This is a genomic window from Saccharibacillus qingshengii, from assembly GCF_013185195.1.
Taxonomy (GTDB): Bacteria; Bacillota; Bacilli; order Paenibacillales; family Paenibacillaceae; genus Saccharibacillus; species Saccharibacillus qingshengii.
This window is the reverse complement of sequence record NZ_JAAZWC010000007.1, coordinates 83,105-99,049: the sequence shown is the minus strand read 5'-3', so window position 1 is coordinate 99,049 and position 15,945 is coordinate 83,105. Positions and strand designations below refer to the sequence as shown.

Genomic DNA, 15,945 nt, shown 5'->3' with positions numbered 1-15,945 from the left:
TTTGCCATTTGCCGCGAACGGTAGGCGATGGAGAGCGAACATCGCCTTACGCATGCCGTAAGCAGGCGTTAAGACAAATCGATGGTCCGATTCATGAAGAAGACTTACTCTGAGAAAAATACCGATATCGAAACGATACCCGGGTATAAGCTTGGACGGAGGAGAAATTATGAAAAGAATCGAATCGATCGACATACTGAGAGGCTTTGCGCTGCTGGGCATTTTGTTCATCAATATGCAGCAGATGCTGCTTCCCGTTACCGATATCGAAGCAAGAGTGGCAGACCGGATCCTTTTCAATGGGTTCGAATATGGAATCAGCCATCGTTTTTTTGTTATTTTTTCGTTTTTGTTCGGAGCGGGATTTTATTTGTTTATGAAAAATGCAGAAGAAAAAGGGGAGAAGGCTTCGCTGCTTTTTGCACGCCGACTGCTTATTTTGCTGGCGATTGGTATTGTGCATCATCTATTCCAACCGGGTGAAGTACTGGTCTATTACGCGATATTCGGGTTTCTGCTGCTGCCGTTTCGGCGGGCGAACGCATGGGTGCTGCTTGCCGCCGGTCTCGTCATGACCGGACTGGGCGTGTATCTGGGCTCGATCTTTATGACCTACGGCATGTTTCTACTCGGATATGGGGCGGCACGGATCGGACTGTTCGAGCCCGGCGCGTACAGGGGAGGATTGTTCGCAGCGCAGCTGATTTCGCTGCTGCTGATCTATCCGTGTGCGCTGCTTCAACGCACCGTGATGGATTCGACCGGACTCTACGATACGGCCAGCGCGATCGGCGGACTGCCGCTCAGCGTCTTCTATGTAACGACGATCCTGCTGCTGTGCGGCTCGCCTTCCGTTCGCCGCCGTTTGGGAGCGCTTGGGAATATGGGGCGGATGGCGCTGACGAACTATCTGATGCAGACGGCGGTCATCGTCTTGCTGTCCGCGCTGCTCGATTGGGAAGGTACGATCGGACTGCCGCTGTTGATCGCAGCTGCGGTTGTATTGTTGGCCGCACAGGCTCTGCTCAGTACACTCTGGCTGCGCCGGTTCACCATGGGACCGTGCGAATACCTGTGGCGGCTCGGCACGTACGGGAGAAGGTCCGCCAAGCCGTTCCGCCGGCCGGTGCGCGAAGCGGCATAAGCGCTCTGTTCGCCTGTGCGGTCGACAGCGTTCCGTCTTATCCGTTTGATCTGGCGAAGCAGATGCCAAAAAGCGTCTCCCTGGAGGAGACGCTCAACGTGTCGAGAAAGTCTGAATCCAAGTGAAGCGAGGAGGCGAAGGGAGAAATTCAGTGTAGGAACGATAGTGTTCGCCTTTGAAATCGAGAAAATTCTGCTAAAATTTAATCACTTTTCTCGATTTCAACACGCGACCGGAACGAATTTTTCCCATAGTTGACAAGCTTCTCCTACGAATAGGACTTTCTCGACAGCCTGAGCGTCTCCCTCGAGGAGACGCTTTTTGGTATGGCGGCTGCGAACGATTATTCGGCTTCGATCAGGCTCGCCGAGAGCGCCGCTCCGTACAGAATATCCGCGGCGGCGGCGCGGGTCAGCGGTTCGTTGGGGCGGATGCGTCCATCGGCATCAAGGTCCAGCATATCGAAAACGAGCGCCTGCTGCATCAGACCGCTGCGGCCTTCCGGGATGGCGGATTCGTCTTTGATCTCTACCGGGCTTAGACGGAATACCGGCAGAGCGGCTTGCTGGTGACCTGCCAGAATCAACAGGGACGCAAACGAGGAACGGGTAGCCGGGGCATTCGGATCCAGATCTTTCGGCAGATCGAGATCATTGTATGCCGCAATGATCAGCGTATCGGCATACCATGCTTTGTCGCTTGCTTTAGAGAAATAATCGGATGCTTCGGGTTTACGGATAAATTGAATATCGTCCATATTCAATTTGAATGTGTCAACGGCAAGGCGGATCGCCTGCGCGTTGGTCAAAGGATCGTGCGGATTGAACCTGCCGTCCGGCGAACCGTTCAGCAGTCCGGCTTCGCGCAGAGTCACGATCTGCGAAGCTTCCGGAATTCCCTGCAGGTCTCCAAAAGGCGCAGCCGCGTACGCCTGTCCGCCGGCCAGGGCTGCAAACAAGACAGCCGCAGCGGCCGAAAAAGCCAGTTTGTTTCTTGTAAGCTTCTTTTTCACCGGGTATTCCCTCCTCTAATTTCTCATCGATGCCTTCCAGACGAGCGAAGCGGAACTAATGTTGCGTGAATTGTAAAAAAAGCGGAGCAGCTGCGTAAACTCGGGGTAAAAAATAGCAGGCCTTCGGGAAATGCCGATCAGAAGGACTTATGTACGGTTTGAATCGGAGAGGAGTCGAAGCAATGGGATATTTCGATATGATCGATCTGCCGATGGAATTGGAGCATCTGCTCCGTATTCTGATCGCCGGCATGTGCGGAGCTTTGATCGGATACGAACGAAAAAGCAGACGCAAAGAAGCCGGAACGCGGACCCATTTTATCGTCGCGGTCGGTTCGGCACTGATTATGGTCATCTCCAAATACGGATTTATGGATCTCGAGGGGCGGGACGGCGTACAGATCGACCCGACCAAAGTCGCTTCGGAAATTGTCAGCGGGATCGGATTCCTGGGCGCGGGCATGATCTTCATGCGCAAGTATACGATCAACGGGCTGACGACGGCAGCCGGCATGTGGGCCACGGCGGGGGTCGGCATGGCGATGGGCGCGGGTCTGTATATCCTGGGCATTATCGCGACCCTGCTGATCTATCTGACACAGATCATGATGCACGGCAGCTTCAAAGGCCGCTTCGTCGCCTCCACACACCGGCTGATCGTCACGGTCCGGCAGGAACAGGGAGCCTCCGAACAATTCAAGAAACGGATCGAAGAACGGGGACTGACGGTGATCGATTTCAAAGCGGGCGGCAAAGACGAAGAAAAGAAGCAGCTGATTCTGGATATGGTCGTCCGGATGCCCAAAGGCATGACCGCAGACCAACTGATGCCGCTGCTGGAAGAGAAAGAAGAGATTCTGGGAATCGAATTCAAATAAAAACCCGAAAAAAGAGAGGGGCATTCAGCCCCTCTCTCAACGTGTCGAGAAAGTCTGATTCCGAGAGAAGCGAGGAGGCGGAGGGAGGAATTCAGTGTAGGAACGATAGTGTTCGCCTTTGAAATCGAGAAAATTCCATTGAAATTCGATCGTTTTTCCCGATTTCAACACGCGACCGAAACGAATTTCTCCCGCAGCCGACGAGCTTCTACAACGAATAGGACTTTCTCGACAGCCTGAAAGAGGGGCATTCAGCCCCTCTCTTTTAACAGTTGTTCGGCAAACTTATGATAGTAATCGTTGCCGTTGCGGGTATCGAGAGCGGAAACGGTGGCGAAGGCTTCTTCCTCCAGCTTCGTACGCAGTTCTTCCGGCTTGTCCGCCAGCTCGTAGAACTTCGAGGAAGGCGGAAGATTCAGTACAAACGCTTCTTCGGACCGGTTCAATTTGCGCAGCAGCGCGGCGGCATTGAGCAGGAACATCATTCGGCTCAGCGGATCTTCATGCGATTCGACCTGCGGCAGATGCCGTTCCAGGAGCGGCAGGGCACGATGTGGACCGACCACCGACAGATAGCCGATATGTTCGCCGAATTCCTGTACAAAGCTCAGATTGTCCCGAATCAGCCGATAGCTATTCGCCCGCATGGCGTTGGCTTCGTCCCCGCGTCCCAGACGGTAGAGAGGAAGCAGCAGATAAGGCAGCGTGACATGCGGAATATGCGCGCAGCGCTGGCGTCCTTCGATGATCGGTTTGGCTTTCTTGACAGCGGCTTCGTCCTTGCCGGTCCGCAGCAGGTAGCGGACCTGTTCGTCCAGCTCGCAGGCAGAGCAGTCGCTCATCTCGTCTCTTTTGAGCTTGCGGAACGCTTTGAGTGCTTCGCCCGCTTGGTCGAGATCGCCCATGTACATAGACAGACGGAAACGATAATACCAATACGTCCGCTCGCTGACTCCGTACGACTCATAGCGGCTGCGCAGGTCCTGAAGCAGCGATTCGATCTGTTCGGCCGGTACATCCGGGAACGAAGGCACATCGTCGATGACCCATTTGTAATTCCAATACAGCGTCCGGGCGTCGAAACGGTCCGGATTGCGATCGTACTGGCCGAGCTGCCAGGAGTAGGCGACGATCGCTTTCATTGGAAATCCGCCGTAGCTGCCCGCCTCCACGATCGCTTCGCGCGCTTCGTAACCGGAGTCGATATCTCCCGCCAAGTCGGCAATTTCAGCAGCCCGTTCCAGCAGCGCGATTTTGGTTGCGCTGTAAGGCAGGTCGTAAGCCTGCTCCATCAAATCTTCAAATTCCAGTGTGAAGTCTTCCACCTCGTTCTATTCCCCCTTTTCCGATTCTAGGCTCCAATTGATCAAGGACAAAATGCCTCCGTTGAGCAGGGCCAGTTCCTGGCGGCTCATCGGGTAATGGCCCATCATCAGCGCATTGGCGTACAGCATCTCGATCAGCGTATTCAAGCGCCGGGTCGGAGGACCGGAGAAGAGCCGTTCCACAACCGCGTTGTTCAAATTCAGATACAGAATAGACTGCGTGTTGCCCTGCATCGAACTTCCAAGGCTGCCCAGCACCGAAGCGAACGCCTGCGGACTTTCTTCGCCGGCCCGTTCGATCGAACGCAGCGTGGCCGCTTCCTCCGGGAGCGTGAACAAAGCGGGCAGCTCCTCCGGTTTGAACCGTTTCAGCATCACACGGCAGCGGAACCGCTGAAGCGCCAGATCGGCGGCGCGTGCGGCTTCCAGTGTCGAAGCGCGCTCCTCCGCATTCAGATCGGTAAAAGACAGCGAGACATCTTCGGGCAGCAGCCGCCGCGTATCGGCTCCCTGCACGATATGGGGCAGCGCTTCCAGCAGTTGGGCTTCGTAGATGTAACCGCCGTTGACGACGAGCAGCGACTGGGCCGAGGCAACGTGGCGAAGCTGGCGGTAATGATCCAGCGAAGCCGTGTAGTGCAGGGTGCGGCGTTCGTCGAGCAGTTCGCCGAGGGTCTTGTATCCGTATGTACTTTCGAACGGGAGCCAGCGGTAGATCATCCGGTAAAATTCTTCGTCTTCCACGGCCAGGCTTTTCATGGAGAGGGCATGCAGATCGATAATCCGGCGCAGCCGCTGCTGGTCCGTATCGCCCATGGCGATCAATTCGGCCCGAATCGACTGTCCCAGCTCGCCGCGTACCCGTTCAAGCTGTTCGTTCTCATAGAAATGTTCACGCGAAGCGGTCGGCTGCAGCTCGTCGGTCCAGACCAGGCATTTGACGAAAAAAGCCCATTCCGGCAAAATATTATCCGCCTGCTCCGAGATCAGCATCCGTTTCAGATAGACTTTATGCAGACGTTTGGCGCTCAAATTGACGGCATGCGGCAGAATGTAGGCAATACCGCCGGTACGCCCGTTGGCCGTCCGCAGCGGAATGAAATCTCGGAAACGTTCGCCGAGCATCTCTTCTCCGAAGCGCAGGACTTCGTCCCAATGGTCGGAAGCCAGCTCCGGACGGGCGATCCAGGCCGGCGGCTCCGGATTGATCCGGCGTTCCCGCCCATTCTCGGACAGGCGAATCGGATAAGGCAGCAGGGCGCCGTAATGCAGCAGATCCATCTCTACCGTCTCGGCCTCGAAGTAGAGATCGGTCTCGGGTTTGCAGCGCAGGTAGACTTTGGTTCCGGGAATCAGCGAAGATTCCAGCTTGCGAATCGTATAGGTGCCGTCGGGCCGGCCGCGCCATTCGATAGAAGGGCCTCCTTTGGCCGACTGCGTGAGCATCACAATCTCGTCGCTGACCATGAAGCAGGAGAGCAGTCCGATCCCGAAGCGTCCGATAAACGAGGTTTCGCCAAGCAGCTCCGCCCCGTTTCGATTGGACGAATGTCCGATCATGGCGAGGAATTCGTGGACGTCTTCTTCGGTCAGTCCAATCCCGTTATCTTGGATCAGCAGGGTCGAATCTTCGCCGGATCCGGCCAGTTCGACAAAGACTTCGCCGCGATGCGCCGGATCCAGATCTATCCGTGCGGTAATGGCGTCGGTGGCGTTTTGCAGCAGCTCCCGCAGGAAGACGCGAGGACTGCTGTACAAGTGGTTCGATAAAATGTCGATCATTCCGCTCAGGTTGACCTGGAAGCGGTACTCTTCGTGATCCGGCATCGTTTGACCTCCTATTATATGTATAACTGAAAAAAGTCTTGTCTCCATTTTAGCCGTCTTTGTCTCCGTTTCCAAATCCGAATTTCGTTTCGGGATGTTCGACATGCAAAAAGGCGTCCCGCCTATCCGTTGATAGGTGAGACGCCTTGACGTTTCCGCTCATAGGCGATTGTAGTCGATTATTCCGTAATCGTACCGTAGATCAGCGTAGGCGCTTGGGCACTGTCCGCGATAGAGATCGCTGCGAGGATTTTCTCTTTCACGTTGGCCACGTCTTCGCTGTTCGCGTGAATGGTCACGAGCGATTCGCCTTCCTGCACGGCTTCGCCGACTTTTTTGTTCAGCATCAGACCGACGGCAAGATCGATCTCCGATTCTTTGGTTGCACGGCCCGCACCCAGCCACATGGCGGCTACGCCGATTTCGTCGGCAATGATCTGGGAGACGACACCGCTGCGCGGAGCCGGAACTTCAATCTTGTAAGCGGCCTGCGGCAGACGTTCCGGATGATCCACAACCGAAGCGTCGCCGCCTTGGTTCGCGAGGAAATCGCGGAACTTGTCGAGTGCTTTACCGTTTGCGATCACTTCGCGCAGCTTCTGTTCGGCATCTTCGAGCGAAGAGGCTTTGCCGGAGAGGAAGACCATCTGGCTGCCGAGTGCCAGGCACAGGTCTTCGAGGTCTTTCGGCCCGTGGCCTTTGAGCGTATCGATTGCCTCCTGCACTTCCAGGGCGTTGCCGATTGCGGCGCCGAGCGGCTGGCTCATATCGGAGATGACGGCCATCGTCTTGCGGCCGACGTTGTTGCCGATGCCCACCATGGCGTGTGCGAGATTATGTGCATCCGCCTCGGTCTTCATGAATGCGCCTGCGCCCGTCTTGACGTCAAGCACGATCGCGTCCGCGCCGGCTGCGATCTTCTTGCTCATGATCGAGCTTGCGATCATCGGGATCGAATCGACCGTTGCCGTCACGTCGCGCAGCGCATAGAGCTTCTTGTCGGCCGGCGTCAGGTTGCCGCTTTGGCCGATGACCGCGATCTTGTGTTCGTTGACGAGCTTCACGAACTCTTCGTTCGTAATCTCGACGTGGAAGCCGGCTACGGCTTCCAGTTTGTCGACCGTACCGCCCGTGTGGCCGAGGCCGCGACCGGACATTTTGGCGACCGGGACGTCAAGCGCCGCAACGAGCGGAGCGAGCACCAGCGTCGTGGTATCGCCGACGCCGCCCGTGGAATGCTTGTCGACCTTGACGCCTTCGATCGCCGACAGGTCGATCGTGTCGCCGGAGTTGACCATCGCCATCGTCAGGTCGGCCCGTTCGCGCTGCGTCATGTCTTTGAAGAAGACCGCCATGGCGAATGCGCTTACTTGATAATCCGGAATATCTCCCTTGGTGTAGCCTTCGATGATGAAGTTGATTTCCTCGGTCGTCAGTTCTTTGCCGTCCCGTTTTTTCTCGATCAAGTCTACCATTCTCATCTTTGTCTGCCTCGCTTTCGTAAAATGGATCCGGCCGTATTTCGCGCAGTAGGCGAATCCGGCCGGTCGATGTCTATTACAGGGTCAGAGCCGTTTCCAATGCCACTTCCATCATGTCGTTGAACGTCGATTGACGCTCGGCCGACGTTGTTTCTTCGCCGGTCAGCAGGTGGTCGCTTACGGTCAGGATCGTTAGGGCGTTGACGCCGAATTTCGCCGCCAGCGAGTACAGCGCCGTCGTTTCCATTTCGACGCCGAGTACGCCGTACTCCATCAGTTTGGTCGTAACCGTCTTGTCGTCGCGGTAGAAGATGTCGGAGCTGAGAATGTTGCCGACATGTACGTTCAGTCCTTTGTCCACGGCGCGCTCGTACGCTTCTTTCAGCAGACCGAAGCTTGCGATCGGAGCGAAGTCGAAGCCCGGGAACGTATTGCGGTTCATGCTGGAATCCGTACACGCGGCCTGTGCCAGGATAACGTCGCGGACGCGGACGCTTTCCTGCATGCCGCCGCAGGTACCGACGCGGATCAGGTTCTTCACGCCGTATTCGCTGATCAGCTCGTTGGCGTAGATCGCGAATGATGGAATACCCATGCCGGAGCCTTGAACAGAAATACGCTGGCCTTTGTACGTGCCGGTAAAACCGAGCATGCCGCGGACCTGGTTGTAGCAGACAACGTCTTCGAGATACGTGTCGGCGATAAATTTGGCTCTCAGCGGATCGCCGGGGAGCAGGATCGTTTCGGCGATGTCGCCGACTTTGGCTTCGATATGAACACTCATTGGGTTAAAACCTCCGTTTTCGGATATGTGGGTGTTTGGAGACGCTGCGAATCGGACGGGCCTTCGATCGCCGCTGCCTACCTATTTTTTGGATTGAAGCTTTATAAGGTGAAAATAGGCATACAGATGCGAACACTTCGTTTCTCCGGCTCCGGCCGATTCTCCGCTCGGCTCTGCACAGGATGAAACGTCAGACCCAAATCCAATTCGCATTCTCCTTCTATTGGATAGGGAAACCCCATTCGAATAATGATGTCGCCTTGAAGCGGTCGACAGATCCGCTCTCATAACGCAGCTTACTTCCGAAGCCGACACAGTCCTACTTCAAATCGCCCAGGAAGCTGGTGCCGTATTCCGGCATCTTGACGCCGAAGTTCTCGGCGACGGTAGCGGCAATGTCGGCAAAAGTGGTGCGCACGGGCAGTTTGGTGCCGCCGCTTGCGAAGCTCGGTGAGTAGGCGAGCAGCGGGACGTATTCGCGCGTATGGTCGGTGCCGCGGTACGTCGGGTCGTTGCCGTGGTCGGCGGTGATCAGCAGCAGGTCGTCGCCGGTCATTTTCTCGAACACTTCCGGCAGACGGGCGTCGTATTCTTCGAGCGCTTGGCCGTAGCCGGCGGGATCGCGGCGATGGCCGAACAGGGCGTCGAAATCGACGAGGTTCAGGAAGCTCAGGCCGTGGAACGGCTGGCCCATTTCTTCGACCAGCTTGTCCATGCCGTCCATATTGGATACGGTGCGAACGGATTTGGTCACGCCTTCGCCGTCGTAAATGTCGGCGATTTTGCCGAGGGCGATGACGTCGAAGCCGCCATCTTGCAGTTCGTTCATGGTTGTGCGGCCAAAAGGTTTCAGCGCGTAGTCGTGACGGCCGGAGGTACGTTTGAATGCTCCCGGTTCGCCGACGAACGGACGGGCGATGATACGTCCGAGCATGTAGGGATCTTCAAGCGTGATTTCGCGGCAGAACTCGCAAATTTCATACAGTTCCTTGAGCGGAACGATATCTTCGTGCGCAGCGACCTGGAGAACGGAGTCGGCCGATGTGTAAACGATCAGCGCGCCGGTCTTCATGTGTTCTTCGCCGAGTTCGTCGAGAATTTCCGTGCCGCTGGCCGGTTTGTTGCCGATCACTTTGCGTCCGGTTTTCTCTTCGATCCGCTGGATCAGCTCGTCCGGGAAGCCGTCCGGAAACACGCGGAACGGCGTATCGATATACAGGCCCATGATTTCCCAGTGTCCGGTCATCGTGTCTTTGCCCCGGGAAGCTTCCTGCATTTTGGTGTGGTAGGCGAGAGGGCGGTCCGCTTTGGCTACCCCCTGGACTTCCTCGATGTTGGACAAGCCGAGTTTGGCCATATTCGGCATGTTCAGACCGCCCATTTCGCGGGCAATATGGCCGAAAGTGTCGACTCCGAAATCGTCGAACTCCGCGGCATCCGGCGCTTCGCCGATACCGACCGAGTCCATGACGATCAGGTGAATACGTTTGAATGTAGACATGGTTTATGCTCCTTTCGAAAAATCCTATTTTACACCTTAAGCGTTAAATGAACAATCCGACGATGATGGCCGAGAGCATGCTGACGAGCGTCGCGCCGTACAGCAGTTTGAGTCCGAATCTTGCGACAACGTTACCCTGTTTCTCGTGCAGCCCTTTGACCGCTCCGGCGATGATGCCGATCGAGGAGAAGTTGGCGAACGAGACGAGGAAGACGGATACGATACCGATCGTCCGATCGCTCAGGCCTCCGGCTTCGATCAAGGCTTTCAATTCGAACATGGCGGTGAATTCGTTGGTCATCAATTTGGTTGCCATGATGCTGCCGGCGGTAACGGCTTCGTTCCAAGGAATACCCATGACAAAAGCGAATGGCGAGAAGACGTAGCCCAGCATTTCCTGGAACGAGATGCCGAAAATCGCGGCGAAAATGCCGTTCAGCATGGCGATCAGGGCGACGAAACCGATCAGCATGGCGGCCACGACGATCGCGACCTTGAAGCCGTCCATGATGTATTCGCCGAGCATTTCGAAGAACGACTGCTTCTCTTCTTCCTGCACTTCCAGTATATCTTCTTCAGGCGTCACTTTATAAGGATTAATGATCGAAGCGATGATAAATCCGCCGAACAGGTTGAGTACGAGCGCAGTAACAACGTATTTCGGCGGAATCAGACCCATATAAGCGCCAACGATCGACATGGAGACCGTGGACATGGCCGAGGCGCAGAGGGTGTACAGCCGATGCTTCGGCAGCAGCCCCAGCTGTTTTTTGACGGAAATGAATACTTCGGATTGACCAAGAATGGCCGATGCGACGGCGTTGTACGATTCGAGCTTGCCCATGCCGTTGATCTTGCTCAGCACGAGTCCGATGTAGCGGATGATGAACGGCAGGATGCGCAGGTATTGAAGAATACCGATCAGCGCCGAGATGAAGACGATCGGCATCAGGACGTCCAGGAAAAAGACGGTTGCCGGGCCATCCGGGGTCTCATTCCTTGTCAGACCACCAAATACGAAGCCGATACCGGCTTTGGCGTACCCGAGCAGATGCTCGAACGTATTGGAAAATGCGCTGATTAACGTGGTACCCAGTACGGTGTTGAGCAGCAGGAACGCCAGCAGCGCCTGCAGCACAATCATGACGATTAATGGACGGTAACGAATCTTTTTTCGCCCGTTGCTGGCCACGAAGGCCAGAGCGAATACGACAACCAAACCGAGCAAAGCGATAAGAATATGCATGTGCGGATATCTCCCGGAAGTTATTTGGTAAGCAAAAAAAGCGGTGTTGACGGATAAGCAGGCAGGCACCGGACTCCGAAAGCAAAAAGCGTCGGGCCTCATCGGGCGTGACTTTCTTTATGAGAAGGGAGCGGCTGCCGACGGCGGAAAATGATTGAAGCGGTTACAAAAACAGAGAAGAAGGAAACGAAAGCGAAAGGGTTGGACGTTTCCTCCGCTGCCGGGCAGAAGCGGAAACGTCCGTCAACCGTTCTATTTCGTCTTGTCCATATCTTTGGCCTGGAAGTATCCCGGAAGCAGACGATCCATCGTCCATTCCTCGGTATTGCCATGAAGATTCGTCAGATAGATGCGCGTATTCTCGTCGGCAAACTCCGCAATCACCTGGCGGCAGGCGCCGCACGGAGAGACCGGGCCTTCCGTATCCGCTACGACCGCGATCGCTTCGATACGGCGTACGCCTTCGGAGGCGGCTTTGAAAATAGCGGTGCGTTCGGCGCAGTTCGTCAGGCCAAACGAAGCGTTCTCGATATTGCAGCCGGAGTAAATGGTATCGCCGGCGAGCAGCGCGGCGCCGACTTCAAAGTGGGAATAAGGGACGTAAGCGGACGACCGGGCTTCGATCGCGGCTTCGATAAGACGGTCTTTCATGGGATGGCTCATCTGGGAAGACCTCCTGGGATCAAGTATTCGAAATAAGGGACGAAACGCTTACATTCGTTCGTAAAACGAATTCGAAGCATCGACCCCGCCCGATAGACGGGGTCCGGCTTCGATCCGCTTCGATCAATACGAAGAGTCGGACTGGCCGCCCTGCATGATCTTCACGCCGGAGCTTGCTCCGATGCGCGTTGCGCCGGCTTGGATCATCGCTTCCATGTCTTCGCGGCTGCGAACGCCGCCCGAAGCTTTGACGCCGATGTCGGGACCGACGGTTTTACGCATCAAGGCGACATCTTCAGGCGTTGCTCCGCCCGTGGAGAAGCCGGTGGACGTTTTGACGAAGTCGGCTCCCGCGCGCACGGACACTTCGCAGGCAAGGACTTTTTCTTCGTCGGTCAGCAGGCAGGTCTCAATGATGACTTTGACGAGCGCTTTGCCCGAAGCGGCTTCCACAACGGCGCGGATATCGCGCTCGGCCAATTCGGCGTTGCCGCTTTTCAAGGCGCCGATGTTGAGAACCATATCGATTTCTCCGGCTCCTTTTTCGATCGCGTCGCGGGTCTCGAACGCTTTGGTCTCCGGCGTGGAAGCTCCCAGCGGGAAGCCGATAACGGTGCAGACTTTCACTTCGGTACCGTTCAGGCGTTCGGCCGAGTAGGCTACCCAAGTCGGATTAACGCAGACGGAAGCGAATTTGTAAGTCTTCGCTTCTTCGATCAGCTTGGCGACTTCCGTTTCCGCAGCGTCGGCGCGCAGAAGCGTATGGTCGATCATGGATGCAAGATTCATCGTGGATCTCTCCTTCGAATTCGGATTTACTCTTATCATACCACCTTCGTGAACAAATGCAAAAGGTTACATGAAATTTTGTTCAATAAAATTAAAAGGCAGTATTCAAGACGGATGCGGCAGCGGCGAAAACGCAGATCCATACCCGCAGACGCAAACCGCCCGCCCCGCTTTTCTCTGGGAACAGAGAGAAGCGGAGCGAGCGGGACCGATGGATCGAATACGTTATTTGTTTGCAGGAATCGATTTTCGGGCGGCGGGCCGCACGGCTTTGGAGGCTGACGCAGCCGCACCGCCGGCAGTCAGCGAAGAGGATTTGCGGGAAGCGGCGGCCGCAGCCGTCTTCTCCCGGAGTTTCTTCCAGCCTTCGTAATCGTGCACGGCAAAGCCGGCGAACGCCGGACTTTTGCCGAGAAGAGTCCGGACTTCTTCAAGCTGGGCGTTCATCAACGAGGATCCTTCTTCGTAGAAAGTGACTTTGGGCGTTTCCGAAGAAGGGTTCGTTTCCACCGCGATCCGTACCGGTTTGCCCAGTTTTTCGGCTTCCGCCAGTTCGTTTCGCGCCGCATCGGCGATCCGCTCCGCGGAATCGCGATAAGCCATGATCGTTACGCCGTCGAACCGTCCGATCAGCCAGGCGCTTAACGTGCCCGGCTCGCCGGGCATGGCATGTTCGTCGAACCAAAAAGGAATATCGGCTTCGACGTTCAGACCCAGTCGGCCTGCGCCCGACAATAAGGTTCCGATACTGTCTTTCCAGGATCGCAGGAGAGCGTCTTGTCCGCTTGTCCATTCCGGGAGCAGGTAAGGCTCTACATCGACATGGATCCCGGCGAACCGTTCCTCGGCCGAAGCCCCGGACTGATACGTGGACAGCCAATCGATAAAAGCTTCCGGCAGACGGCGTTCAAGTGCCCAGCGGGGCGCCCCGTCCAGTGCGTATACACGGACCTGCTGCGCCGAAGCGCGGCGGATAAACGACGCGTAGTCCGCGGGATCCATATCCGGGTCGATCTGCAGATACAAGGTATCGATATCGTTTGCCGCCGCGAAACGCAGCAGATCGTCGGACGAAGAACGCAGCAGCCAGGGGTTCCACACCCAGGTCGAGAATCCGCCCGGCTCGCGCGAATAGGCGCTGCCGGCTCCCGTCAAACCGGAAGACCAGGCCAGCAGCAGACAAAAAACGAGGCAGCGGGAAATGATGGGATGAGTCTTCATGGGGATTCCGCACCTTTCAGGTTGTCCGTAGATCGACAAGCGATACGCGAAAAGACTTCGCGTTCTAGTCCCTTGACCGATAGCGTCGACAAGGTTCTATCTATATCGGCAGGTTGGCGGACAAATTCAATCCGCCAGCAGCGACAGGGCCGTAAATTGGTCGGTTACGAGGATATTGGCATATCGCCCCGCAAGGGCGGCGCGGATCGCCCGCGACCAGGATCGATTTTTCTTTGCGGCGCAGTTCGGGCAGGTCGATTCCCACGGTTCGGGCATTGATCTCTTCGCTGCAAATCTGGCCCCGATCGTCGAAGAAACGGGAGCAGATATCGCCGGCCCCCGATGCCCGAAGCATCTGGCGCTGCCGGTCGTCGAAGTAGCCCAGGCGAAACAGCAGGGCATCTTCTTCGACCGTGCCAACCGTAAAGACAGCGACATTGGCCTGGCGTCCCAATTCGATGATCCGCTGGATATGCCGGTCTTCCTCGACCATTTCCTTGAGTTCCACACTGTCAAAAATAACGGGCAGCGGCAGATAGCGGGCGACGGTACCAAACGCTTCCGCAAACAAGTTGGCCGTCTCCGCCGCGTAGGTAGGCACTTGGGAATGGCTGACGCCGCCTTTGAGCTGGACAATTTCCACGCCTTTGACGGGTTTGTGCCGCAGACCGAGTGCGAGTGCATACATGGTAGTGCCCCAGGTGATCCCGATGATGTCGCCGTCCTGAACCGTCTCGTCCAGATATTCCGCCGCTGCGGTGGCGACGCGTCCGCGGATTTCGCGGTATTCGTTCTCGGGCGAGTAGCAGACGCGTACGCCTTGCAGGCCGTATCGGCGCGCGACTTCGGCACCCAGCGCATCCAGATCTTCGAGCGGGTCCGAGATACTGATCCGGACGAATCCGTTTTCTTTGGCATGTTGAAGAAGCCGCGATACCGTGGGACGGGAGACGCCCAGTCGAGTCGCGATTTCCTGTTGGCTGTAGTCGGACAGATAATAGAGGCGGGCCGCTTCAATACTGAGCCGCTGTCTGTCCAGATCGATTTTATCCGTCATGATCGTCCCCTCGGTTTTTTAAACTCATTATACGTGTCCGCTTTCCGCTTTGCACGGAAGAAAGGAAGTCACCTAAAAGTGGGGATCAAAAAAATGGGTCTAAAGGATTAAATGATACTTTTTTCTTAAAAATATTTGATTTTCCGGAGGATGTTCCGATATTCTTTAGGTGAGAATTTTTGGTATCATGGGAACGAAGAATGAATTTGAAGTGTCTTGCGTCGCATATTTGGGCAAACCGGAAGGGGGCTAATCCTATCCAAGTGTATGCCGCCGCTCTTCGAACACTGCCGGGCCCAGCGGAATGGAACCGTTGGTTTCCCGCTTTTTTTTCGGAAGAACAGGCCAGAATTTTGCGTTTTGCACGCGAAGAAGACCGGTTCTCCAGAGCCGTGTCGCATATGCTCGTCTCCACTCTGCTCGGCGAACGGCTGCAGCTTCGTTATGAAGAACTTATTTTTCGCCGGAACGGATACGGGAAGCCTTATCTGGATCAGCCGGGGGCGCCCGCTTTCAATCTGTCCCACTCGGGGCGAGTGGTCGTATGCGCCGCGGCAGACAGCGAGGTCGGCATCGATGTGGAGCGGATCGAGCCGCTGGACCGGGCTACCCTTCAAACGATGCTGGGACCGGAAGCGGCCGAGCGGACAAAGCGGATGACGGAAACCGAAACGATCGATTTTTTCTACGGGCGCTGGACGCTGCTGGAGAGCTGGCTCAAAGCCGAAGGGACCGGATTGAACAACAAGCATACGCTCGAGACGTTCGCTCCGCGGTTCGACGGGGAAAGTTGGGTCATTGATCCCGGGAAACCGGAAGGAACATCGTGGGCGCTTGCAAGACTGGCAGTCGATTCGCCGTTTCCCGAACGTTATGCGCTGGCCGTATGCCGGAAGCCCCAAGAAAGCCTGCCCGACCACGTGCAATTTATTGAAGTGCCCGAGCTGATCGCAAGATTTCGCGCGCTGCTCTAACGTAAGACTGCGAAGGAAACCTGTTTGGCCAAAATCCAGAAGA

The 15,945-nt window shown here is 56.1% G+C and carries 13 protein-coding genes and 1 pseudogene; 3 read left to right on the top strand and 11 right to left on the bottom strand.

Going from position 1 to position 15,945, the window contains the following annotated elements; genetic code table 11:
* Window positions 1–169: 169 nt before the first annotated feature.
* Window positions 170–1,144, top strand: coding sequence for a DUF418 domain-containing protein (locus tag HRQ60_RS08300; RefSeq protein ID WP_172195262.1), 975 nt, complete (start codon window positions 170–172; stop codon window positions 1,142–1,144).
* 343 nt (window positions 1,145–1,487) lie between these two features.
* Here the strand turns inward: HRQ60_RS08300 and HRQ60_RS08295 are convergent, their stop codons facing one another.
* Entirely contained in the window at window positions 1,488–2,156 is a 669-nt protein-coding gene (locus tag HRQ60_RS08295) for an S-layer homology domain-containing protein (protein WP_172195260.1), read from the bottom strand.
* Between the two features lie 182 nt (window positions 2,157–2,338).
* Between HRQ60_RS08295 and HRQ60_RS08290 the strand changes: the two genes are divergently transcribed.
* The gene (locus HRQ60_RS08290; RefSeq protein ID WP_246281227.1) at window positions 2,339–3,034 is read left to right on the top strand and encodes an MgtC/SapB family protein; all 696 of its coding nucleotides are present in this window, start codon (window positions 2,339–2,341) and stop codon (window positions 3,032–3,034) included.
* A 251-nt stretch (window positions 3,035–3,285) separates the two neighbouring features.
* On the opposite strand, the gene HRQ60_RS08285 is transcribed toward HRQ60_RS08290, so the two are convergent.
* The 10 genes and pseudogenes from HRQ60_RS08285 to deoR form a co-directional block, all read right to left on the bottom strand.
* Complete coding sequence (locus tag HRQ60_RS08285) at window positions 3,286–4,359, bottom strand: hypothetical protein (RefSeq protein ID WP_172195258.1); 1,074 nt, start codon at window positions 4,357–4,359, stop codon at window positions 3,286–3,288.
* A gap of 6 nt (window positions 4,360–4,365) precedes the next feature.
* Complete coding sequence (locus tag HRQ60_RS08280) at window positions 4,366–6,186, bottom strand: HSP90 family protein (RefSeq protein ID WP_172195256.1); 1,821 nt, start codon at window positions 6,184–6,186, stop codon at window positions 4,366–4,368.
* A gap of 179 nt (window positions 6,187–6,365) precedes the next feature.
* Window positions 6,366–7,667 carry a pyrimidine-nucleoside phosphorylase gene (locus HRQ60_RS08275; RefSeq protein ID WP_172195254.1) on the bottom strand — a complete coding sequence of 434 codons (1,302 nt, stop codon included), beginning with the start codon at window positions 7,665–7,667 and terminating at the stop codon, window positions 6,366–6,368.
* A gap of 76 nt (window positions 7,668–7,743) precedes the next feature.
* Window positions 7,744–8,451, bottom strand: coding sequence for a purine-nucleoside phosphorylase (gene deoD / locus HRQ60_RS08270; RefSeq protein WP_172195252.1), 708 nt, complete (start codon window positions 8,449–8,451; stop codon window positions 7,744–7,746).
* Between the two features lie 319 nt (window positions 8,452–8,770).
* Window positions 8,771–9,952 (bottom strand): phosphopentomutase, encoded by a 1,182-nt coding sequence (gene deoB, locus HRQ60_RS08265; RefSeq protein WP_172195250.1) that lies wholly within the window; start codon window positions 9,950–9,952, stop codon window positions 8,771–8,773.
* A 43-nt stretch (window positions 9,953–9,995) separates the two neighbouring features.
* Window positions 9,996–11,198 (bottom strand): NupC/NupG family nucleoside CNT transporter, encoded by a 1,203-nt coding sequence (locus HRQ60_RS08260; RefSeq protein ID WP_172195248.1) that lies wholly within the window; start codon window positions 11,196–11,198, stop codon window positions 9,996–9,998.
* A gap of 252 nt (window positions 11,199–11,450) precedes the next feature.
* The gene (locus HRQ60_RS08255) at window positions 11,451–11,849 is read right to left on the bottom strand and encodes a cytidine deaminase (protein ID WP_172195417.1); all 399 of its coding nucleotides are present in this window, start codon (window positions 11,847–11,849) and stop codon (window positions 11,451–11,453) included.
* 135 nt (window positions 11,850–11,984) lie between these two features.
* Complete coding sequence (gene deoC / locus HRQ60_RS08250; protein WP_172195246.1) at window positions 11,985–12,650, bottom strand: deoxyribose-phosphate aldolase; 666 nt, start codon at window positions 12,648–12,650, stop codon at window positions 11,985–11,987.
* A 225-nt stretch (window positions 12,651–12,875) separates the two neighbouring features.
* Window positions 12,876–13,871 carry a hypothetical protein gene (locus tag HRQ60_RS08245; RefSeq protein ID WP_216671517.1) on the bottom strand — a complete coding sequence of 332 codons (996 nt, stop codon included), beginning with the start codon at window positions 13,869–13,871 and terminating at the stop codon, window positions 12,876–12,878.
* Between the two features lie 126 nt (window positions 13,872–13,997).
* Window positions 13,998–14,916, bottom strand: a pseudogene (deoR, locus tag HRQ60_RS08240) (DNA-binding transcriptional repressor DeoR).
* Window positions 14,917–15,128: 212 nt separating this feature from the next.
* Here deoR and HRQ60_RS08235 point away from each other — a divergent pair.
* Window positions 15,129–15,902, top strand: coding sequence for a 4'-phosphopantetheinyl transferase family protein (locus HRQ60_RS08235; protein ID WP_425501631.1), 774 nt, complete (start codon window positions 15,129–15,131; stop codon window positions 15,900–15,902).
* The last annotated feature ends 43 nt before the right edge of the window (window positions 15,903–15,945 follow it).